Source organism: Bacillus sp. FSL K6-1033, assembly GCF_038630765.1.
Taxonomy (GTDB): Bacteria; Bacillota; Bacilli; order Bacillales; family Bacillaceae; genus Bacillus; species Bacillus altitudinis.
The window spans coordinates 760,125-782,957 of sequence record NZ_CP152041.1 but is presented as its reverse complement, the minus strand read 5'-3'; the positions used below and the strand labels follow the sequence as shown (position 1 = coordinate 782,957).

The following is a 22,833-nucleotide window of genomic DNA, read 5'->3' as shown; positions in this document are numbered from 1 at the left end:
TATTGGCCTATGCTTAATTTTCAACAATTTGACGATATTCACTAAAGTCTTTCTCTTTCTTTTCTTTGTATGGTTTTTATATAACGCCTTTGATTTTTACATTCATGAAATGAAAAAGAAAAAAGATAGGACATCTTAATCAAAAAACAGTCATCTCCCCTTGGTAAGAGGAGATGACTGTTTTTAATTCATCCCTTGAAACCCAAACGTCAGGTGATCCTGAACAGGAATCCAAGCGCCGATTCCTTGTGAGGTCACATTTTTTACGACAAGTTTGCGTTTATTTCCCTTGAGCACAAGATACACTTCTCCGTAAGTAACCTTTCCTTTTTCGTTAATGGCTGGAGCGTATGCATGCAGGGTTGCTGCTTTTTTCGGAGATACGTGGTAGGACTGATCTCGCTTTGTTCCTGCACCAATCACTGTGTCGAAGGCGAGCGGAAGTTTTGTTTTTTGGATGGCTTTTTGCATCATCAATGTTTTCACATCTTCTGGGTTTGGTACTTTTGCTGTGAGCCCTCCACTTACTTTTACTTGTTGCTTTTGCACATATTTGCCGATGGCTGTTTTGTTTCCGCCTCTATTATCAATGTGATTCGTGTTCACCTTTTTGTATTCCCAATTGGCGACGGTTTCGTTTGAATCATAGCTGAGTGCCCATCTTCCAAGAAAAATCGTTGCCCTGTAGCCAACTGCTAGCGGTGTACCTGAGATACTGGATTCATTCAGCATTTTAATTAAATGTGTATTTTCAATTGGTACACTTGTTGTTTTAAATAATTCGGCCGTCAGCTCGCTCGGCTGGAGCAGCGGTTGATCCTGTGATGCATTTGGATACGTATTTTCCTTTGAGATACTGGCGACAGACGATGGCACCTTAAACGGCTTTGCTGCCTCGGCTGGAAAACTGTATAGAAAACTTAAGGATAAGAGAACAACAAACATGATGCGGGGCATCTTTTTCATATCATCACTCTTTCTCATTCATTTTTCCATAGTATTTTCCCGAAAGACGTCCCTTATCCACAAAAGATTATAAAAGGAAAAATCCAATCGCCATAATGAAATAGGCAGCGAGCAATGTAGCACCTTCAAACCAGTTCGTATCCCCATCATTTGAAAGGATGACCGTTAGTAAAACAGCGGATGCCATGGCAATGAGCTCTGGTAATGAGAAGATCAGTGGCATTTGCTTTTCAAAAAACAGAGAGCTGATCACAAGGATCGGTGCGACCATCATGGCGACTTGAAGCGTGGAACCGAAAGCAATTTCGACCGCGACATCCATTTTGTTTTTATATGCCATAATGACAGCAGAAGCGTGTTCTGCTGCATTACCGACAATCGCAACAATGATGACCCCGATAAACAGCTCACTCCAGCCAAACTGTTCTCCGACTGTGTCAAATGTATGGACGAGCCGCTCTGAAATATACGCCACAGCAATTGTCGCAAGGAGTAAAATCGCCGTGGCAAACTTCCCCGACCACTCTGGTGTTTCTTTTTCCGTCGCTGCTTCCCCTTCAGCAATTTCCTGCTTGGCAACATAAACACCTCTGTGGCTGACCAGTTTGAAATAGAGTGCTGCGACATAAAGCAAAATCATCACGATGCTAATGCCGATACTTAAAACAAATTGACGATCTTCTGCCATCCCCATGGAAAAGACTTCTGGAATGACAAATGCCACAATAATCGCAAACATAAGCAGCCCAGAGTTATGCCTTGCATCGTGGACATTGAACTCTTGTCGTTTAAATTTCAATCCGCCAACGAAAAATGACAGTCCAGCCACGAGCAGTAAATTGCCGATCACTGAGCCAGTGAGTGAAGCAAGGACAATAGCGGTGAGTCCTTGTTTTAATGCAAAAAATGAAATGATTAATTCAACTGCATTTCCAAAAGTAGCGTTTAACAAACCGCCAATTCTTGGTCCCGCTATAATGGCAAGACTCTCTGTCGCTCTTCCCATAAAACTTGCAAGACCGATGATGGCGATACAATAGACGGCGAACATGACAGCCTGTGGGAAATGAAGAAAACTGCCAATTACAGATAATGGAACACCGATTGCGACAATCACAAGAAACAAACGATTCATACAGCCAATCTCCTTTACATCATATCTGACTGTTATTCTTTCGTGAGTGCCGGCATCATATACATTTAGATTCGTTCGTGTGAAAGGGTGATATCAATCGTTCCTTTCACGGATTGCACCATGGAGCAATGCTTCAACGCAAGTTTCATTACTTTTTCCAGCTGTTCATCAGAGGTGCTGATGCTTTCAAAGATCATATGTAAATGAATATGAGTGATTTTGTTTACAGTTCCTTCTCTTGTCGTTTCAGGCGTAATGGTCAGTCCTTGATAGGATATTCGTTTTTTCCGGCATACATGAATGACCATTTCTCCAAAACAGCCCGCAATAGCCGAGGTGAACAATTGATACGGCCTGTATCCCGCTTCTTTATTTCCCGAAATAGACAGCTGCCTTTGATCAGCATTTGCGACCCACCGATCATTTTCGTATATCAGCTTCATTCCTTTTCCACCTTTCTATTGAAACCCCTATGGTTCCATTGTACGATGAAAGCATGAACTTGTAAGGAGCTTCTTATGTCGAGAATTCATTTTATGATTTTAATTTTACTTGTATCCGTATCTGGTTTTTCGCAGGGAGCGTTACTGCCAGTTATTTCGATTATTTTCGAACATGCCGGCACTTCCCCGACGTTAAACGGACTGCATGCCACCGGCTTATATCTCGGCGTGTTGCTTGCGTCTCCTTTTATGGAAGCCCCGCTGCGCCGCTTCGGATTTAAACCATTAATCGTCATTGGGGGCGCTGCTGTCTTTTTAAGTTTGTTTAGCTTTGTCTTTATTCAATCTTATGTCGTCTGGTTCTTCTTGCGGCTGATGATTGGCATCGGTGATCATATGCTTCATTTCTCCACACAGACGTGGGTAACCTATGCCTCATCATCTAGAAATCGCGGGCGAAATATTTCATTGTATGGGTTATCATTTGGTCTCGGTTTTGCCGCTGGCCCTTTTTTAACACCACTCATTGAAATCAATCCATCCTTGCCGTTTATTGTGTCTGGTGCAGTTAGTTTGTGTATTTGGCTGCTTGTGTTTGTTTTAAAAAATACATATCCTGATACAGGTGAAATGCAGACGTCAGAGCAGACAAATAGTTTGAAGCGCTTCAAGAAGGCGTTTCAATTTGGCTGGGTAGCGTTTATGATGCCGTTTTGCTATGGCTTTTTAGAAACGACGCTCAATAGTAACTTCCCTGTGTATGCGCTGAGAAGCGGGGTGACGATAGATGCTGTTGCGTTTATTTTACCTGCGTTTGCGATTGGGAGTATTGTTTTTCAGCTTCCTCTTGGGATGCTGAGTGACCGTTTCGGCAGACGACGCATGATTTTAGTTGTGACACTCGTCGGTTCATTCTTTTTCCTTTTAGCAGGGATTTTCATTCAGTCCGTTTTGGCTGTTGCGATCTGTTTCTTTATCGCAGGTATGGCTGTAGGTTCGACCTTCTCACTTGGCATCAGTTATATGACGGACTTATTGCCAAAGCATCTGCTGCCTGCTGGGAATTTGATGTGCGGTATGGCGTTTAGTGCAGGAAGTATTCTCGGTCCGGTTCTTGGCGGATTCTTTGTGCAGACGTTCGAGGGCATGAATTTACTTTACCTTGTCAGCATTGTGATTTTATTTGTGTTTTGTTGTGTTCGATTTGGGCGTACACAGTCAGTGGTCGACACTCCAAACGAATCCATTTCTCATTAAAAACTCCCCTGCACCTATGCAGAGGAGTTTTTTCATCTAGTGATACCCATTTTGCCCATTCGCACTTCCACTTGTTTTGTGCTTTGGCTGATGGCCTTTGTTTTGTTTTGTGTTGCTTCCGCCTTTTTTCGATTGTTTAGACATTCGTTATTCCCCCATCCGTCAAGATTGAACATGTTCGTTCTCCTTTAGGATGCCCGGTTTTCTTTACAGCTTGCCTGGTACGATTTTACGCTTATGTAAAAGCGCATTGAGCTCGCCGCCGAGGATGATCATAATGCCGGTTAAATAAAACCAGATCATTAATATAATGATTCCCCCAATGCTTCCGTACATCGCACTATAGTTGGCAAATTCGCCTACATAAAATGAGAACAGCATGCTGACGAGAATCCAGCCAACAGAAGCGAATATGGCACCCGGTAGCACAAATTTCAATTTCAGCCTGATATTAGGGGCAAAATAATATAGGGATGTAAAAACAATCAGTAAAATCAGTGGACTAATAATCCATCTCATGGCGGTCCAAATGGTGAGAAAGGCATCTGACTGCCCTACTAATTTGGCAACGAATAAGCCAAGCTCTTTTCCAAAGACAGGCAGCATCAAGGCAAAAATAATCGTAAGCACCATCGCAATGGTTAAGATGATCGATGTTAAACGTACGAGAATGAAGGAACGATTTTCCTCAACTTCGTAAGCATGGTTAAATGCTCTGACCACCGCATTAATACCGTTGGATGCAGACCAGAGTGCCGCAATAATCCCGAATGACAACAATCCGCCGTTACGGTTATTCAGCGTCTCTTCGGCAATGGATTCAATCATCGAAAGCGCTCCCTCTGGCGCATAACCAGAAATGACGCTTAGAACATCCTTTGATGTCAGCGGCAAATAACCAACAAGCGTCAGCACGAAGATGAGAAACGGAAATAATGAAAGCAAAAAGAAATACGCAAGCTCAGCTGATTTTGCCGGTCCTTCATGCAGCAAAAAGCGTCCAATTAACGCTTTAACAAAACCCATACGTCTCATCTCCAATGATCAATCTTTCTGTTTCTTTTGAAAGTGATCCTTTGTTTCTTCAATAATCTCTAATACCTTTGGTGTTGTTTCCTTTAACTGATTCACCTGTTCATTCAGAAAAGACAAATCATCTGAGACTGTTCTCATCAATTGCTTCGTTTCTTCCATTTTTTCCTTTACGCAAGCAGACATCTTGCCAGGCTCCAGGCGGTATTCATCCAGCTTTTGCTGGCAGTCATTCCATTTTTCTTTCAGTACAGTTCTTGTTGGACGATGAAATAATGTCAGCAATATGCCGCAGGCTGCGCCTATAACAGCTCCCCGAAGCATGATTTGTTTGTTCTCTTTCATCTCATCTGATCTCCTTTCCGTTAAAGGTGTTTCTCTTTTTTTACATACGTCAAAAAACGATCAATTCCTGTTTCAATTAAATCATGTACTTCCTCAAAGTTCCCAGTGTAATAAGGATCTGGCACATCGTCTCGATCGTCGTCTTCTACAAAGTCAAGAAGACGGCCAATAAAGTGATGTTTTCCATAGCCGGCTAAACTGCGGAGGGCGCCTACATTTTCAGCATCCATCGCAATGATATAGTCGTATGTGGTGATATCCTTATCCATGATTTGTCTTGCCGTCATTCCTTCATAGCTGATGCCCTTTTCATCAAGCAGCTTACGTGTTCCTTCATGCGGAGGACTGCCTTGATGCCAGCCGCCAATGCCTGCTGAATCAATCACAAAGTGTTCACTCAGCCCTTCGTCTTCGACACGTTTTCTAAACATCGCCTCTGCCATCGGTGACCTGCAAATATTGCCGAGGCACACAAATAATACATGAATCATCCTTCATTCTCCTCCTATCTTTTCCCTAAGAGTCCCTTTGGAAAACCTTTTCTCTATCATATCAAGCCCTTTTTCTTTTGGAAACTTTGCAAGAAAAACTCCCATCGGCATTGACAAAATACACAAAAAAAGGAGAAACTTTAGGAGAATTACACAAACAAAGGGGGACATTAGATGGGAATCATTGAGCAGTTTGTCACGACGATGAACAATTTTTTGTGGGGGCCTCCCCTATTAATTTTAATTGTTGGTACTGGAATCTACCTCACCTTTCGGATCCTCTTCATTCAAATTAGATTACTTCCTTATTCTTTAAAGCTCGCTTTTTCAAAACAAGACAAAACATCAGAGGGAGATATCTCCCATTTCCAAGCATTAATGACGGCTCTTGCTGCAACTGTCGGTACTGGGAATATCGTCGGTGTTGCCTCAGCTGTCATTGCAGGTGGTCCTGGTGCAGTATTTTGGATGTGGTTTGCTGCATTTTTCGGGATGGCCACCAAGTTTGCAGAAGCTGTTCTGGCTGTAAAATACAGGGTCAAAAACGAAAAAGGCGAAATGTCTGGCGGACCTATGTATTATTTAGAGCATGGCTTAAAACAGAGATGGCTAGGGGTGCTATTTGCTGTTTTCGGTGCCAGTGCTGCCTTTGGGATCGGCAACCTGGTACAGTCTAATTCCATCTCAGGCGTCATGAATTCTACTTTTCAAATTCCAACATGGGTAACAGGTATCATCATTACTGCCTTTACGGCACTCGTGATTTTAGGCGGAATTAAAAGTATCGGCCGAGTGACATCTATTTTTGTACCAGTCATGGCTTTATTTTACGTCATTTGCGGGCTCATCATTCTTGTCATGAATGCTGATCTTGTTCCTGGTGCAGTCAGTCTTATTTTCTCAGATGCCTTTACAGGTCAAGCCGTAGCAGGTGGTGCAATTGGAACTGTCATTCGCTGGGGTGTCGCACGAGGAGTCTTTTCCAATGAAGCTGGTCTTGGATCAGCACCAATTGCTGCTGCAGCTGCGAAAACGGATATGCCTGCCCGTCAAGCTCTCGTCTCTATGACGCAAGTGTTTATTGACACCATCATTGTTTGTTCTATCACTGGCATTACGATTGTCATGGCAGATATGTATTTAACAGAAAAAAGTGATGCGCTGACTTCGTTATCCTTTGCTCACTTCCTCGGTCCAGCTGGCTCAACCATCGTGGCAATCGGGCTGCTCCTGTTTGCCTATTCAACCATCATTGGCTGGTCCTATTATGGAGAGAAATGCTTTACATATTTGGCGAAGGATTCGTACGTCATGTATTACCGTATCGTGTTTGTGATAGCTGTCTTTTTCGGTGCCGTGTTTAAGAATGACTTCGTTTGGGGCGTAGCAGACATGCTCAATGGACTGATGGCCATTCCAAACTTAATTGGCCTCATCGGTTTATCAGGTGTTGTGGTGTTTGAATCCAAACGAATCATTGATAAGATCAAAGAGGAGAAAAAGGAAAAAAACATTTCAGTGTCGTCATAATAGCCCTTTTATTCTTTTGCTTTTCTGTTAAAATAGACATATTATTCGACACATGCAGGAAAGGACGTGCCGCCCTTGTCACAGCAAAAAGCGGCTGAAGTCAATCAGCTGATTGAAGACATTTCGCAAAAGCTCAATATGCTGAATATTGGAGTCATCAAAGCCGAAGACTTCAGTCCAGATAAGTATGAAGATATTGAATTTCTTCACCAAATGGTGATGAAAAAATCTTCATTCAGCCCAAGTGAAATGCAAGCCATTGCAAGCGAGCTGAAAAGCTTAAGAAAATAATCGTGCACCTGATACTGAATTGCGGTTGACGCCGCTTTCTTACATCCATGCACAGAAAAAGCCAGCACCTCGCAAGGTGCTGGCTTTGTTTATCCTGTCAAAACTACTTATTTGGCGAGCAGTTTTAATGATTCACGGTTAAATGCTGGAATGTCATCAGGTGTACGGCTTGTGACAAGCTGATCCTGACAAACGACGACTTCTTCATCTTTGAATTTGGCGCCTGCGTTTTCCATATCTACTTGAATGGATGTATAGCCGGTCGCGCCTCTTCCTTCCAGCGTCTTCGCTGTAATAAGCAATTGCGGCCCATGACAGATCGCAAATACTGGTTTTTTCTCGTCCATAAAGGCTTTTGTGAATTGCACGTAGCGATCATCCGCACGCAGAATGTCTGGTGAGAAGCCGCCAGGAATCAGAAGTGCATCGAAGTCTTCTGGTTTCACGTTATCGATAGACGCATCGACTCTTACTTCTGCCTCTCCTTGCTTTCCTTTCACTGTTTTTCCTTTTTCGTTTTCAATTACTGTGATCTCATGGCCTGCGTCTTTAAAGGCTTTTGCAGGCTCGGTGAATTCAACATCCTCAAAGTAATCTGTTAAGACAACTGCAATTTTCTTACCCATGTAGAAACCCTCCTGCTTGATTATCGTTTACACTACACACTATACCCCCGCCAATTGAAATCAAACATCCTATCCCTATGAGAAAACCCCCTTTCAGAAAAATAAGCATTTAGACTCATTCACATTCCCTTAACAAGGTAATTCGTATGATTTATGTTATCTTTACAATAATCTGCAAAAAATAACTACAAAAGTTAACGAAACATTTCTACAATAGGTATTGTGGTCAAAAAAATTAGAAAGGCGGAGATCAGGTGAAGAAGCAAGCACATAGGTCTAAACGAAGGAAAAACCTGTCTATTCTGCTCACTTCCATGATGTTGATTAGTCTCATTCTCCCAGCAGTACCTACTCATGCAGAAACAGAAAGCGGCAGCGCCGTAAAGGTCAGTATCTTAGCCACAACGGATGTTCATGCGAACATGATGAATTACGATTACTACAGCGACAAAGAAACAAATGAATTCGGTTTGGCAAAAACAGCCGAGCTGATTGACAAGCACCGTTCACAAAATCCCAATACACTCCTTGTTGATAACGGAGACCTGATTCAAGGAACCCCTCTTGGAGAATACGTTTATAAAAATGAAAAAGACAGCATCATCAATCAAACAAAGGTTCACCCCATTATTCATACACTCAACAAATTAAAATATGATGCAGGTACACTCGGCAATCATGAATTTAACTACGGTTTATCTTTTCTTGACGGTACCATTGCGGGCGCCAACTTCCCGATTGTCAATGCGAACGTCAAAAAGTTAAACGGAGAACACCGATTTACTCCTTATGTCATTCAGGATAAAACCTTTAAAGATGCAAACGGAGCCTCCCAAACTGTGAAAGTCGGTTACATAGGATTCGTACCACCACAAATTATGACGTGGGATAAGAAACATTTAGATGGACAAGTTCAAGTGCAAGATATTGTGGAGTCTGCCAATGAAACCATTCCAGAAATGAAAGCAAAAGGCGCAGATGTCATCGTCGCTCTTGCTCATACAGGAATTGAAAAAACAGCTTCACCTAAAGGATCAGAAAATATGATCTTTGACCTTGCCACGAAAACAAAAGGCATTGATGCGATTGTGTCTGGCCACCAGCATGGCACATTCCCAAGCGCTGAATATAGCGGCGTTGACAAATTTGATGTCGCAAAGGGAACCATTAATGGCATTCCTGTCGTCATGTCAAAAAACTGGGGAAGCTACCTCGGGGTCATTGATCTAACGCTAGAACCAGACGGCAGCAACTGGAAAGTCACAGACGGAACAGGCAAAATTGAATCCGTTGCCGGGGTAACATCTCAAAACAGTACAGTGAAAAATGCCATTCAAACAACTCACCAAAACACCCTAGATTATGTCAGAAAGCCAGTTGGAAAAACAGAAGCAGACATTAACAGCTTTTTCGCTCAAGTAATGGATGACCCTTCTATTCAAATCGTGACAGATGCCCAGAAATGGTATGCACAAGAAAAAATGAAAGATACTTCGTACAAAAACTTGCCGATTCTCTCTGCGGGTGCGCCATTTAAAGCCGGCGGACGCAACGGTGTGAACTATTATACAAATATCGCAAAAGGTGATTTAGCGATTAAAAACATCGGCGATCTCTATCTTTACGATAACACCGTACAGATTGTAAAACTAAAAGGCAGTGAAGTAAAAGACTGGCTTGAAATGTCTGTAGGTCAGTTTAACCAAATTAAACCAAATACTTCAAATGAACAGCCTATTTTAAACGAAGAATACCGCTCATATAATTTTGATGTGATTGATGGTGTGACGTACCAAGTAGATGTCACACAGCCTGCTAAATACAGCACAACAGGCACACTTGTTAACGCTAGTGCGAACCGCATCAAAAACTTGTCTTACAACGGAAAACCCGTTTCTGACAATCAAGAATTTTTAGTCGTGACAAACAACTACCGTGCATCTGGCGGCGGAGGCTTCCCGCACCTCACACAAGATAAAGTCGTGCTCGCCTCAGCAGATGAGAACCGCCAAGTGCTGATGGATTATATTATTGAACAAAAAACCATTAACCCAAGCGCAGATCAAAACTGGTCCATTGCACCGATCAAAGGCGCAACCGTCACTTTTGAATCTTCTCTTTTAGCCAAACCGTTCGCAGAGAAATCAAGCAGCGTCGACTTTATTCGGAATGCCAGCACAGACGGACTTGGCGTGTACAAGCTAGCGTTTAAAGATGATGGTACAACAGAACCACCTGCAACAGACAATTGGCATTTAACGGTGATGCATACAAACGATACACATGCCCATCTGGATGATGCAGCAAGACGCGCAACCAAGATCAAAGAAGTTCGCAACCAAAGCGAAAACAATATTCTATTAGACGCTGGAGATGTCTTCTCTGGTGATCTCTATTTCACAAAATGGCAAGGACTTGCCGATCTGAAACTGATGAACTTAATGAAATACGATGTCATGACGTTTGGGAATCATGAATTTGACAAAGGTCCATCTGTCCTTCGTCAATTCCTGACAGGTGACGCATCCAGCGTAGATGCTAAAAACCGTCATCAATTTGAAAAACCGAACTTCCCGATCGTGTCATCAAACGTGAATGTCTCTAAGGAAAAACAGTTAAGCGACTTAGTGAAAAAACCAGCAACATTTAAAGCTGGTGAGAAAAAAGAAGCTGGCATTTACCCTTACATTCTACTTGATGTAAATGGTGAAAAGGTCGCTGTATTCGGTCTAACCACTGAAGACACAGCGATTACATCCAGCAGTGGTCCCAACATTCAATTTCAAGATGCATACAAAAAAGCAAAAGAAACAGTCAAAACCATTCAAACTGAAGAAAAAATCAATAAAATTATTGCGCTCACACATATTGGCTATAACCGTGATCTAGAACTGGCTCAAAAAGTAGATGGCATTGATCTCATCATTGGTGGTCATACCCACACCCTTGTTGAAAAATTAAAGGTCATCAATAAAAAAGAACCAACGATTGTTGCGCAAGTAAAAGACTACGGACAATTTTTAGGAAAAGTAGACGTGGCCTTTGACAAAAAAGGCGTCGTACAGCCAAAAGAATCTACTTTTGACCTCATCACGATCGACGACTCTGTGAAAGAAGATGCGGACGCAAAAGCGATTCTTGATCAGTACAAGGCAGATATCCAAGATTTAAAAACCGAAAAAGTCGGGACGTCAGATGTTTTCTTAGATGGACAGCGTGAACACGTCCGTGCAAAGGAAACAAACCTAGGAAACTTTATTGCAGATGGCATGTTAAAGAAAGCACAAGAATCTGCTGGGGCTGACCTTGCCATTACAAACGGCGGCGGTATTCGAGGCAGCATTGAAAAAGGAGATATCACATTAGGGGATATTTTAACTGTGATGCCTTTTGGAAACACACTATATGTCGCAGATTTAAAAGGCAGTCAAATTAAAAAAGCGCTTGAACAAGGTCTTTCAGGCATTGAAGAAGGCGGAGGCGCATTCCCTCATGTAGCCGGTATTGAATATACGTTTACACTGAGTAAACCAGCTGGCAGCAGACTGATTGATGTCAAATTGAAAGATCAAAAGGGCAATCTGACTGACATTGATGATCAGAAAACATACCGCGTGGCGACTAACGCATTCGTCGGCACAGGCGGTGATGGCTACAGCGTCTTTACAGAAGCGTCTCATGGTGAAGACTTAGGCTATGTTGACTATGAAATCTTCAAAGAACAAATTGAACAGGCAGACGGTCATATCTCTCCAGTCATCGACCATCGAGTGAAAGAAGTATTCCTTCCTCGCTTGAAAGGAAAAGGCGTCTATGACATTCAAGATGATGAGAAATTCCAAACGTATGTGCAGCATACGAACAAAGCATTGCTCTATTTAGACAAAGCAACCGAAGCGAAAAAGGTTCGATTGTCTCTATCAAAAGGGCAAGTAGCTGAATTGAAGAAACGAGAGCAAGATCCAAACGTCACCATCTATCATGACAAAGTCGGTCTAGCATTACCGCTCTCCAATTTGTCAGAGCAACAAGCAGATATATCAATGGCAAAAACAAATAAGGTGAAAAACGCATTAACCGACACATACGATTTCCAAATCAAACAAGATCAGAAAAATGTGTCTACCTTTAAAGATCCCGTCACACTGTTCTTTACATTAGATGCGCCTGAAAAAGCGAAAAAACCAGGTGTCTATTATGTCGATCGTGAGAAAAACCGCTATGCCAAAACAAGTAACGGTTCATTCGAAAACGGGATTGTCTCAGGTAAAACGGAGCACTTTAGTGAATACACCGTACTCAATCAAAGTGAAGCTGCTGGAACAGCTCCAGACCAAAATGGCGGAGACGGTGGAACTTCTGCTCCAGGCGGTTCGGATCCAAGTCAGGATGGAAGCGGCATGCCAGGCGGCACACTGCCGAATACTGCAACGATGATGTATACAGCGGTATTAATTGGCTTGCTCATGCTCGCCTCAGGCGGTATCCTTTATTACTACCAGCGCAAGCGCACACGAGACAAAGTATCATCTTAATAGAAAAAGGACAGAGCTTCGGCTCTGTCTTTTTTCATGCAATGATTTTGTCTTCCTTTAACTAATTACGACTGAATAGTTTGTTCCATTTGAATAATGATTGGCTCGGAAAATAAAGATACCTTTAGCCCTTTCTCATTTTGTGCAAATGCCTTAACTTTGTATTCCCCATGATTTGTTGTCTTTAAATCATAAAATTTGTCTAGTGAATAGTTTTTTGCATCTATCTTTTTATTGTTTTGATAGACATACCAAGCAACTTTATTATCAGTCTCTGTTTTTGCAATAAATTTACAACTACCATCAACATTGTTCCTTTGAATCTCAATATCCAGACTTGGGTATCCTATATATTCCCTTATTTTCCCCTTTAATATTGGTGGAAATGCCTTTGCTACATCACTATGTTTATCATAATCTCCTAGGTCGAGATTATATTGTAATCCAGCATCATCTAGATCTTTCGTTAAAGGCAGTACATGTTTTTGATAATGCATTTCGCCTTTACCTAAATGTATTAAAATATTTGGCTTGTTGTGAGTTTTGATTATCATATTTTTCATTATCGTGTTTAAAAAAATATGATCTCCCTCTAAGTCATTCCCGGCCATAAATTTTACAACTTCGTTCGTTCTCGTTTGTTTTAGTAAATAGTCACCTAGTAAATATTGCGGAGAAGCAGAAATTATATAATCGAATCCGTATTTTATTCCATAATACATTGCAGCGTATCCACCTTTGCTAGATCCAGCAGATATGACTGTCTTTATGTCATTTTCTTCGATGATTTTCCTGATCAATTTTATTACCGAGCGTTCAATCGAAAAGTCCCTATTTTCACACAAATAATAAGAAGCCCTTGCCCCGAAATCATCTAGTATGAACAATTTATTGCAATCAAACTCTTCTATCGTTCGAACATAGTTATAGCTAGGTGGTGAACCAATTTTTTGGAATGCAGAAAAGACAATGACAAGCGCATCTGTTTCTTTGAAAGATTTTCTAAATACATACTTTACACTCTTTTCACTATCGAAAGTTTTTTCATCCTTAAACATTCATTCACTCTCCACAAAATTTTTCATTATGTTATTTTCTTTTATATTTAGGAGGGACACTACTTCCTCGTTCTTACTTTCAATTTCTTGATCTTCTTTTAATGCACTTTTTTATAAAATAGAATACACAAATTTTTCTTCTATTAGTACATCCTCCCTAAATCCTATATATATATTATCATTTCATTACAAAATAATATACAGAATTCGAGACCCAGCAACCTTTTTTTCTACTAATTTAATAGCAGAAACTCTTTTGCATACTGTCTTCATGTTCTAGATTAATTCATTTTCTGGTATAAGTATCAGACTGGGTAAAATGGTTTCCAAATCGGTGACTTCCGCTGATAACCACATTATCTTTTGATATCATTGGATTTTTATGTATCTTGAATGACTTTCAATATACGAATCAAGATGTCTTCCTAAAAGAAAAGGACAGAGCCGAAGCTCTGTCCTTTTTTGCATCTCACTATCAATCTTGGGATAAATACATCCAATTACGGTCATCAAATTCTTTCACATCATCTGACCCTATATGACGCAGCATTCTATTAAAGAACGTGATATCATCTTCATCATCAACGGCATATAAATCCTTTTGAACATATTCTCTCGTAATGAAATTCGTTAAGTTCGTGTTATTCACAAATTCAGCAAAGTACGATTTCACAAGGGTTAAATCTTCTTCATTTAATGTTTCATCACTGATAATTGAAATATGAAATACATTCAAAATCGCTTGAATGTCTTCTTCATCCATATAACATAATGGCTCTAATTTTCTATCTTCTTCCGTAAACGGTTTTCGCGTGTCTTCAATGATGACATAACATAAAATCCTGTGATCTTTCATCACGCTAAAAATTTCTAAATCTCTTAATTTTAATGGTCTATTCAGTCTGATCATTTGTCCTCCTAGAATGTTGCTCTTGTTTCCCTACAACCTGAAATAGACAGAGCCTCGGCCCTGTCTATTTCTCTCTTCTAGCAAAATCCACGAACCTGAAACGATCTAGCCGGTGGCGGCTTTCGGTGTATTGGAATAGACTCGTATCCTCCAAGAACACATAATTCTTCACCACCACCACATGATCAAACCCGTTCAAATCGAGATACCTCTCATCTTCTTCAGTACATGGCTCGACCACAAATTCCTTTTGAGCATAACTAATCGAGACCCCAAGTTCTCCTTCAATATACTCGTAGATCGATCCTTCACAAATGTCCTTAGACAAGACCTGCACATGTTTTTGCAAAAAGTAATCTTTGTCTAAAATGACTTCTTCTCCGCTAATATTGCGAGAGCGAATGACTTCCCAAACGTCCTCCTGCCCACTGATTTTCAGCTGAGACTGAATATACTGATCTGGCTTGATTAAACCGAACTCATGAACCGTTGTTACCGTCTTGCGTCCAAGCGTTTGGGAAAGCTCTTTAAAGCTGACAAGACCCGAAACTGGGAACTGCATTTTCTCTCGATTCAGCAATACTGAGCCTTTCCCACGAATTTTTTGGATATAGCCATTTTGCACAAGGATGTTTAATGCCTTTCTCACCGTCTCACGGGATGTGTCATACATGACAGACAGCTCATGTTCTGATGGGAGGATGCCTTTATCCTGCCATTCACCTTGTTCAATTCGTCTTGCGAGCTGATCATAAATCACTCGAAACTTATTCTCTTTCATTTTCCTTCCGCCCCATTTACTAGCGTTTGGTTAAATGATAAACGATTGACTCATATGGGCGCAACGTAAATCCCTTGATATCTGCCGGCACATCCTCATAATTGGACAACAGGACTTGCCCTTCCATTTCATTTACATCCTTTGCAAGCTCATCTGGAAGTGTAAAGTCCGTCTCGCCTGCATAAAAATGGTTGATCACGAGAATCTTCTCATCTTTGCCTTCTCGGACATACGCAAACACCTTTGGATCATCTGAAAGCAGTAAAGTAAAGCTTCCATAGGTGATCACATCAAGTTCTTTGCGAAGTCTACAAAGGGCTTGATAATGATAAAAAATCGACGTCTCATCTTTTAAGGCAGCTTCTACTGAAATGCCGTTTTGAGCTGGTTCAATCCAAGGCGTACCTTTTGAGAACCCCACATTTTTTCCCGAAGTCCATTGCATAGGTGTCCTTGCGTTATCTCTTGATTTGACCTGTAAAATCGCCAAAGCTTCTTCCTTTGTTTTCCCTTTTTCAAGCATGACTTCGTACATATTCAGTGATTCGATATCACGGTATGACGAAATGTCCTCAAAACGAGGATTCTTCATCCCAATTTCTTCACCTTGATAAATATAAGGAGTGCCTTGCATCAAATGAATGGTGGTCGCCAGCATCTTCGCTGATTGCTGATGGTACGTGCCATCATCACCGTATCTAGACACGATGCGTGGCTGATCATGGTTGCACCAAAATAGTGCGTTCCAGCCGCCGCCCTCATGCATTTTCGTCTGCCATTCTGACAGAATTGATTTCAACTCTAGAAAATCAAATGGCGCAATGGCCCACTTTTCACCGTTAGGATAGTCAACTTTTAAATGATGAAAATTAAACGTCATATCCAGCTCCTGCCGATCAGGTCTTGTATACCGAATGCAGTCTGCAATATTCGTTGAAGACATTTCCCCCACGGTCATGCTATCGTATTTCGAAAACACTTCCTGGTTCATTTCATGCAAGAATTCATGAATTCTCGGCCCATCTGTATAGTACATACGCCCGTCACCTTGCACTGATTGCCCGGCATCATCTAAAAAGCGTTGATCCTTTGAAATGTTATTGATGACATCCAATCTGAATCCATCGATCCCTTTTTCAAACCAAAAGTGCATGATGGCATATACTTTCCTGCGCACTTCATCATGTTCCCAATTGAGGTCTGCCTGGGTAACATCATATAAATGAAGATAATAGTCACCTGTCGCTTCATCTAATTCCCACGCTGGCCCGCCAAACTTTGACTGCCAATCATTCGGAGGAGAGCCGTCCGCTTTCGGCTCCTTCCAAATATAATAGTCTCGATACGGGTTTTCCTTCGACTCTCGGGAGGCTTGAAACCACTCATGGAAAATAGATGTATGGTTCACAGCGAGATCCATGATGACACGAATCCCTCGTTCATGTGCTTCTTTCAGCATGTGCTCAAAATCGGCCATTGTGCCGTACATGTCATGGATTTTTGTATAATCACTAATATCATAACCGTTGTCATGCTGTGGTGACTCATACATAGGAGTCAGCCAAATACAATCCGCCCCTAGCTCTTTAATATAGTCGAGCTTTTTCGTCACACCATTGATATCACCTGTACCAGAGCCTGTTGTGTCTAAAAAGCTCTTCGGATAGATTTGATAGACCACGGCTTTTTTCCACCACGGTTCGTTTGTTTGTTGATTCAATTTCCTTCACCACCACTAGTTAAGTTCTTGTGATACATCCTTCTTCTTAAGTTTTGCATATAAAAGGGTACCAATGAATGGGACGATCAGCACAATCACCATTCCGATGGCAAATGCCCCCCAATATTTCGGAATGATCGAGAAGATTCCTGGAATGCCTCCAACGCCGACTGAACTTGCCAGTACCCCTTGTGAGGCAATAAACATACCAGCTATCCCTGAACTGATCAGGGCAAAAATAAACGGGAATCTATAGCGCAAGTTCACCCCAAACATCGCCGGTTCAGTAATCCCCAAGTAAGCAGAAATACTTGATGTCAGCGAGAGCCCTTTTTGCTTTTCATCTTTTAAGACAAACATCATCGCAAGTGCCGCTGATCCTTGAGCAATATTAGACAGGGCGAGCATTGGCCATAGGAACGTGCCGTGCAGTTTTGAGTTAATCAGCTGAATATCGACTGCTAGGAACGTATGGTGCATGCCTGTAATGACTAACGCTGCATATAATCCGCCATATAAAAGGCCGCCAAGTGCTGCGAATTGCTGAAATACTGTGACGAGTCCAGATGTTAAAACGTTTCCGATCGCAAATGTAACGGGACCAATGACGATAAATGATAAAAATCCAATGAGTAGTAATGTAATTGGTGCAACAACTAACAGCTGAATACTTTCAGGTGTCCTTTTTGTTATAAATAATTCGAGCTTTGCGAGTAAATAGGAGGCGACAAGTATCGGAAGAACCTGCCCTTGGTAACCTACCTTTTGTACTTCAAGTCCAAACAAATTCCAGACAGGAATGTCACCTGTCTTTTCCGCCGCTCCATACCCCCACGCATTCAACAGATCTGGATGTACAAGCATCAGTCCGAGGACCATCCCTAAAAGCGGATTACCTCCAAACCGCTTGACAGCCGACCAGCCGATTAATGCTGGCAAAAAGGTAAAGGCAGTACCTGCAATCAAGTTGATCATATTTGCTAAATCCGCCCATGCCGGATACACATCCACAATGGATTTTTGATCAAAGAAAATATCAGGAGCTGTTAAAATATTATTAATCCCCATCAATAAACCGGCTGTCACGATAGCTGGAAGGATTGGAATAAAGATATCTGCAAGCGTTTTCACCGCACGCTGAAGTGGATTTAATTTCTGATCAGAGGCACGCTTGACATCCTCTTTTGTCGCTTCGCCGATTCCCGTCTGTTTGACCATTTCGGCATAAACCCGATTCACCACTCCTTGACCAATGACGACTTGGTATTGGCCATTCGCTGAGAAAGATCCCTTCACTTCATCAATTTGTTCTAGTGCTTTCTCATCCACCTTACCTTCATCTTTTAGCACAAAACGAAGTCTTGTCACACAATGTGTGGCTTGATCAATGTTTTCTTTCCCACCAATAGCTTTTACAATCTGATCTGCCGCTGTCTGATAATCAGCCATGCTATCCCCTCCGAGATCGTTTTTTTATAAGAAAAAAGAATCAAAACTTGTATATACATGTTCACTTCATATTTTATATTTGTATATACATGTAGTCAATAAGAAAATGTAGCGCTTTCATAAAAAAAGCTCCCTCAATGTGCTCAAAGAGGCAGCGTGTCATCATCTTTTTTTATGCTCCGTTAGTTTTTCGTAGACCCTATTCTTATAAAAGGAGGAGGCTGGTCGAGCAAACGTTTGGCGCTTGGATGTGAGTTCATCGAGGCGTTTTTGTTTTTCCTCACATACGAGAGAGAGTTTTTTTCTTTCTTCTCCATCTATACTCGTTTTCAGTAACTCTTTGACCGTCATTAGTTCTTTTTTCAAAGCTGTTTCTTCCCCGGCAAAGCCAGCATTTTTCATGATTCGATAGCCCATCCTCAGTTCTTCAGGTACATGAGCAGCATCATCCTTTGGCAGAGGTTTCCCAAAACCTGCTAGTCCTTCAAAAGCTCCATGGTCCATCGCCTTTTTGATCCGTTCTTCTGACAATCTCTGCGCAAAATCCATGACACGTCTCCTTTCAGATCGTCTGATATTTTGGTTAAGCATAGCAAAAAAGCTGACTCTCTCACAAGAGCCAGCTTTCTCGTTATTTTTTGTCGATTTTAAAAGTAGATACCATTTGTGCCAAGTCCTCTGACATGTCAGAGAGCTGTTCAATGGCACTTGAAATTTGCTGCATGCCAGCACTTTGTTGTTCTGTTGCTGCCGCTACTTCTTGAGAGCTTGCCGCATGTTCTTCTGACACGACCGAAATTTGTTCAATCGATGTAGAAATTGTTTGATAAGCGCGTTCTACCTGCTGAATAGATTGAAGCAAATTGTTCGTTCTGCTTGCAAATTGAGACACTCCATCATAAATACCAGCGAAGTTCTGCGAGGTGCCTTTCATTTGCTCCCGGCCTTCTTCCACTGCTTTACTGCTTTCCTCCACGCTTTCAAGGACACGCTGACTATTTTCCTGTGTGCCAATGACTAAGTCTGAGACCGTTTTAGCTGCATCAGCTGACTGTTCAGCTAACTTACGGACTTCATCAGCCACAACAGCAAATCCTTTTCCTTCTTCTCCTACACGGGCTGCTTCAATAGAAGCATTCAGTGCAAGCAGATTCGTTTGCGCTGAAATGTCCGTAATAATGGAGATGACACTTTCAATTTCTGTTGAATGTGATTGCAATTCTTCTGCCGCCTGCTTTGAACTTGTCATCATGTCGTGTAACATGTTGAGATGTTCAAGCACATGCTGCACCAATTTTTGACCAGATTCTGACTGCTCTTGTACTTCTGATGAAACAGATTTCATTTCATCCACTTCTTTTGTCACGCCTTCGATTTGAGTATCAATTTCCGCAACAGATGTTGTGCAGTCTGTAATGTTTGCGACTGAATCATTGATTCCTTCACTCATATTCGTCATCGCTTCTGACACTTGTTGTGCACTTTGACTAGATTCCGTTGTCACTGTGCGAAGCTGTGAAGACATTTTCGACACTTCACTTGATGAGTTTGAGATCTTTCCAATAAGCTCTTTGATCCGTCCCTGCATTTTCTGGAAGGAAGCTGCTAATTGACCGATCTCATCTTTACTTTGAACTTCTACCATGCCAGTTAAATCACCATCTGCAATTCGATCTGCTGATTCCATTAATGAACGTGCTGGTTTTGCAATTCTTCTTCCCATGAAGAATGAGAAGAGTAATCCACCGATGAGCACAATCGCAGATGCTACTGTAATATAAATTGTCAGCTTTTTCGTTGTTGCTGGAACAACAGACGCATCTAAGTCAATTCCTAAAATCCCCGTGAGTTCACCGCCTGAATCTTTAATTGGTAAAAAGACGGATTTATGAGTCCCATACGAATCAACGTAAATGTCGCTTTTGACCATTTTATCTTCAGAAAGAGCTTGTTTCATTTCATCTGAAAAGACATAATCTTGATCAAAATCATTGTCTTCCCCTGTTAGTACGATGATTCTTTCTTTGCCGCCCTTATTTGATAACACGTATAAGTTCTCAAGCGTATGATCTTCTTTCAGTTCTGTGAATTTCTTTTTGATCTCCACATAAATAGGATCATCCTTCCCGCTAATGCTAAGGACATTTCCATCCATATTATCGATTTCTTTTTTCGCTGTATCAATATCTGTTGTTAATCGATAATCAAATTGCTTTAATAATTGGGAAGATAAATCCTGGCTAACTAAATAAAATGTTAGAACGAATAATGCAACGGTTGCGAGTAATGTTACGACAACGACTGACATGATTTTGGAGGATATCGTAAGTCCTCCAAACTTCCTTTGTTTCGCCATTTTTTTCTACATCTCCACTCTCAATTTTAATTTAAGCCTCTACACTTTCAAATTGTCCACAAACAGATGCAATCACATCTTTTAAATAAGATACGATATGAGGGATATGCTCCGGTAACGTATAAGGTGAAATCACAAAAAATTTACTCACACTTAGATAGAATTCTTGACCTTCTTTGGCATTGACTTGTAAAAACTTCGTTGTATCGCCAAAGAACATTTCGTCTCTTTTCTCTCCAAGCTTTTCAAAGAGGATTTTGTTCAAATCATTGTTGCGCTCAATTTCCATAGCAGTTGCTTCTCCAGACACTTCTTCCTTAAAACGAGGAGAGCCGTCTAGGTAAATTCTAAACAATGTAGCCATTCCGACATTGTCATCATTGACGACTTCTGCTTGTGGAATTTCCTGACGAAGTGCTTCTCTAAATGCAAGGTTCACCTCTAAAAATTGACCGAGCAAGCGCTGGTATCCTTCAATTCCAAACGTTAGCAGCACACTTAGCATGCTGATGGAGCTTCCCATTCTTGAGCATTCCAGTGTATAACCCGTATGGTATTCGCCGTAGCCTCTATGACCAACGTATGGTGTCTCTTGTTCTTCCAGATCTAAACGCTTTAGGTCTGCTGCGTTTTTCACTAAGAATAAACTAGATGTGTAAGGCGTTTGGCCGAGCTTTTGAAAGTCAAAGCACATCGTGTCAGCAAGAGAAAGATGCTGGAATTTCGCTTTGATTTCTTTTAGCATACGAAGAACACCGTCTGAGAATTGCAGCGGGTTTTCAGATACATCATACTCATTAAAGAAAGCAAAGAATCCACCAAGCGCCGAATCCGCATGAATATGCGGCACCTTGAGACCATACTCCTCAGCAATGGCTTCTGCCGTTTCACGTACCCCTTTTACATCATCAATTGCAATGGCATCTGTTGTTCCGGTTGTTGCCACAATATAAACGGGAATTCCGCCATTTTGGGCAACACGTTCCATTTGACAACGCAAATCTTCCATATCCATCGAATGATCTTTATTCGTCTTAATTCTGATTAAGTTGTCTGTGCCAAGCCCTGTTGCTTCCATTGACTTAAATAAGCTGTAATGTGCTGCATCAGAACAAAACGCATAAAGATTTTGCGGGACACCTTTTCGTAATGACTCCGGTGCAACTTTCGAAATTGCTAAACGAAGCCCCGAGAAAATAGCCCCTTGACCTCCCCATGTTGTGTAGCCCCCGCTCACATTTGGATCATATCCGATGAGCTTAGACATCATTGAGACCACTCTGACCTCAGCTTCTGCGCCTGCTGGTCCATACACATCCCATAGGTTGTTTCCGTTAACCAGCATAGCCGTCAGCATGCCTAGAATTCCTGGTGTACTTGCCATTGGCAAAATGTTCGTGAAGAAATACTTCGTGTGGTATGGATGATTATGTAAAAGCTTCAGTAATTCTTCATTCACAAGTTCCGCTTGTTGTCCGTTCATCGGAATTTGACTTGTTTCAGTGAGCTTTTTGTAAAAGTCCTCCTCACGATTCTTTTCACCTTTTAGGTGAGCACGGTTCGGATCCTTCAGGTCATCGACCCCTGAAATGATCTGTTCCATTAATTTAATGAGTTCTTTCCGCTCTTCTGCATTTCCGTCCTCACTCGGAAACCAGTTCTGAACGAGGTTCTGTGCTCGTACAGTCATATACTATCAATCCTTTCAATGGAAGATTTCCTGTCACTGTCTATATCGACCCCGTTTCAAAAGTTTATAGTGTCGAACTGTTCGCTTAAGTATATTTAGATAATTTGTTCGCTCGTCAAAACGAATAAAACCCTTACAATACACATCAAAACCATTATGTTTGTGAAACAATAAAATATATTAATATACTTCCATGAAGGAATTATTATCCAGACAAT

The 22,833-nt window shown here is 41.4% G+C and carries 20 protein-coding genes; 4 read left to right on the top strand and 16 right to left on the bottom strand.

Annotated elements, in window-relative coordinates:
* Nucleotides 1-183: 183 nt before the first annotated feature.
* The 3 genes from MHH31_RS03855 to MHH31_RS03845 form a co-directional block, all read right to left on the bottom strand.
* On the bottom strand, nucleotides 184-945 hold the full coding sequence (locus MHH31_RS03855; RefSeq protein ID WP_224559743.1) for a YfkD famly protein: 762 nt from the start codon (nucleotides 943-945) through the stop codon (nucleotides 184-186).
* 88 nt (nucleotides 946-1,033) lie between these two features.
* The gene (gene cax / locus MHH31_RS03850) at nucleotides 1,034-2,101 is read right to left on the bottom strand and encodes a calcium/proton exchanger (RefSeq protein ID WP_342462362.1); all 1,068 of its coding nucleotides are present in this window, start codon (nucleotides 2,099-2,101) and stop codon (nucleotides 1,034-1,036) included.
* A gap of 65 nt (nucleotides 2,102-2,166) precedes the next feature.
* Complete coding sequence (locus MHH31_RS03845; RefSeq protein WP_024720244.1) at nucleotides 2,167-2,544, bottom strand: OsmC family protein; 378 nt, start codon at nucleotides 2,542-2,544, stop codon at nucleotides 2,167-2,169.
* A gap of 75 nt (nucleotides 2,545-2,619) precedes the next feature.
* Between MHH31_RS03845 and MHH31_RS03840 the strand changes: the two genes are divergently transcribed.
* Nucleotides 2,620-3,801, top strand: coding sequence for an MFS transporter (locus MHH31_RS03840; RefSeq protein ID WP_342462361.1), 1,182 nt, complete (start codon nucleotides 2,620-2,622; stop codon nucleotides 3,799-3,801).
* Between the two features lie 32 nt (nucleotides 3,802-3,833).
* Here MHH31_RS03840 and MHH31_RS03835 read toward each other — a convergent pair whose 3' ends face one another.
* The 4 genes from MHH31_RS03835 to MHH31_RS03820 are packed head-to-tail and all read right to left on the bottom strand — an operon-like array spanning nucleotide 3,834 to nucleotide 5,669.
* Nucleotides 3,834-3,977 (bottom strand): hypothetical protein, encoded by a 144-nt coding sequence (locus tag MHH31_RS03835; RefSeq protein ID WP_162484020.1) that lies wholly within the window; start codon nucleotides 3,975-3,977, stop codon nucleotides 3,834-3,836.
* Nucleotides 3,978-4,008: 31 nt separating this feature from the next.
* Entirely contained in the window at nucleotides 4,009-4,827 is an 819-nt protein-coding gene (locus MHH31_RS03830) for a YhjD/YihY/BrkB family envelope integrity protein (RefSeq protein WP_060832167.1), read from the bottom strand.
* Nucleotides 4,828-4,845: 18 nt separating this feature from the next.
* Nucleotides 4,846-5,178: a hypothetical protein gene (locus MHH31_RS03825; RefSeq protein WP_342462360.1), complete on the bottom strand. Its 333-nt coding sequence runs from the start codon at nucleotides 5,176-5,178 to the stop codon at nucleotides 4,846-4,848.
* A gap of 20 nt (nucleotides 5,179-5,198) precedes the next feature.
* The gene (locus MHH31_RS03820; protein ID WP_008341755.1) at nucleotides 5,199-5,669 is read right to left on the bottom strand and encodes a low molecular weight protein-tyrosine-phosphatase; all 471 of its coding nucleotides are present in this window, start codon (nucleotides 5,667-5,669) and stop codon (nucleotides 5,199-5,201) included.
* Nucleotides 5,670-5,843: 174 nt separating this feature from the next.
* Here MHH31_RS03820 and MHH31_RS03815 point away from each other — a divergent pair, with 174 nt between their 5' ends.
* Nucleotides 5,844-7,199, top strand: coding sequence for a sodium:alanine symporter family protein (locus MHH31_RS03815; protein ID WP_203144183.1), 1,356 nt, complete (start codon nucleotides 5,844-5,846; stop codon nucleotides 7,197-7,199).
* A 75-nt stretch (nucleotides 7,200-7,274) separates the two neighbouring features.
* Nucleotides 7,275-7,490 (top strand): DUF1128 domain-containing protein, encoded by a 216-nt coding sequence (locus tag MHH31_RS03810; RefSeq protein ID WP_008341757.1) that lies wholly within the window; start codon nucleotides 7,275-7,277, stop codon nucleotides 7,488-7,490.
* A gap of 107 nt (nucleotides 7,491-7,597) precedes the next feature.
* Here the strand turns inward: MHH31_RS03810 and MHH31_RS03805 are convergent, their stop codons facing one another.
* Entirely contained in the window at nucleotides 7,598-8,116 is a 519-nt protein-coding gene (locus MHH31_RS03805) for a type 1 glutamine amidotransferase domain-containing protein (RefSeq protein WP_007496591.1), read from the bottom strand.
* Between the two features lie 254 nt (nucleotides 8,117-8,370).
* On the opposite strand from MHH31_RS03805, the gene MHH31_RS03800 reads away from it, so the two are divergent.
* Entirely contained in the window at nucleotides 8,371-12,651 is a 4,281-nt protein-coding gene (locus MHH31_RS03800) for a multifunctional 2',3'-cyclic-nucleotide 2'-phosphodiesterase/3'-nucleotidase/5'-nucleotidase (protein ID WP_342495302.1), read from the top strand.
* A 65-nt stretch (nucleotides 12,652-12,716) separates the two neighbouring features.
* On the opposite strand, the gene MHH31_RS03795 is transcribed toward MHH31_RS03800, so the two are convergent.
* The 8 genes from MHH31_RS03795 to MHH31_RS03760 all read right to left on the bottom strand — a co-directional run bounded on the left by MHH31_RS03795 (nucleotide 12,717) and on the right by MHH31_RS03760 (nucleotide 22,615).
* Nucleotides 12,717-13,709, bottom strand: coding sequence for a Two component regulator three Y domain-containing protein (locus MHH31_RS03795; protein WP_268355662.1), 993 nt, complete (start codon nucleotides 13,707-13,709; stop codon nucleotides 12,717-12,719).
* 475 nt (nucleotides 13,710-14,184) lie between these two features.
* Nucleotides 14,185-14,619 (bottom strand): terpene synthase, encoded by a 435-nt coding sequence (locus tag MHH31_RS03790; protein ID WP_163116607.1) that lies wholly within the window; start codon nucleotides 14,617-14,619, stop codon nucleotides 14,185-14,187.
* Nucleotides 14,620-14,683: 64 nt separating this feature from the next.
* Nucleotides 14,684-15,400, bottom strand: coding sequence for a trehalose operon repressor (gene treR / locus MHH31_RS03785; RefSeq protein ID WP_007496585.1), 717 nt, complete (start codon nucleotides 15,398-15,400; stop codon nucleotides 14,684-14,686).
* 19 nt (nucleotides 15,401-15,419) lie between these two features.
* Nucleotides 15,420-17,120 carry an alpha,alpha-phosphotrehalase gene (gene treC, locus MHH31_RS03780; RefSeq protein WP_342495301.1) on the bottom strand — a complete coding sequence of 567 codons (1,701 nt, stop codon included), beginning with the start codon at nucleotides 17,118-17,120 and terminating at the stop codon, nucleotides 15,420-15,422.
* A gap of 15 nt (nucleotides 17,121-17,135) precedes the next feature.
* On the bottom strand, nucleotides 17,136-18,569 hold the full coding sequence (gene treP, locus MHH31_RS03775) for a PTS system trehalose-specific EIIBC component (protein ID WP_008341760.1): 1,434 nt from the start codon (nucleotides 18,567-18,569) through the stop codon (nucleotides 17,136-17,138).
* 162 nt (nucleotides 18,570-18,731) lie between these two features.
* Nucleotides 18,732-19,118, bottom strand: coding sequence for a DUF1992 domain-containing protein (locus tag MHH31_RS03770; protein ID WP_008341761.1), 387 nt, complete (start codon nucleotides 19,116-19,118; stop codon nucleotides 18,732-18,734).
* Between the two features lie 82 nt (nucleotides 19,119-19,200).
* A complete protein-coding gene (locus MHH31_RS03765) occupies nucleotides 19,201-20,925 on the bottom strand; it encodes a methyl-accepting chemotaxis protein (RefSeq protein WP_050827056.1) in 1,725 nt (574 codons plus the stop codon).
* A gap of 31 nt (nucleotides 20,926-20,956) precedes the next feature.
* A complete protein-coding gene (locus tag MHH31_RS03760; RefSeq protein WP_008341763.1) occupies nucleotides 20,957-22,615 on the bottom strand; it encodes a pyridoxal-dependent decarboxylase in 1,659 nt (552 codons plus the stop codon).
* Nucleotides 22,616-22,833 lie beyond the last annotated feature (218 nt).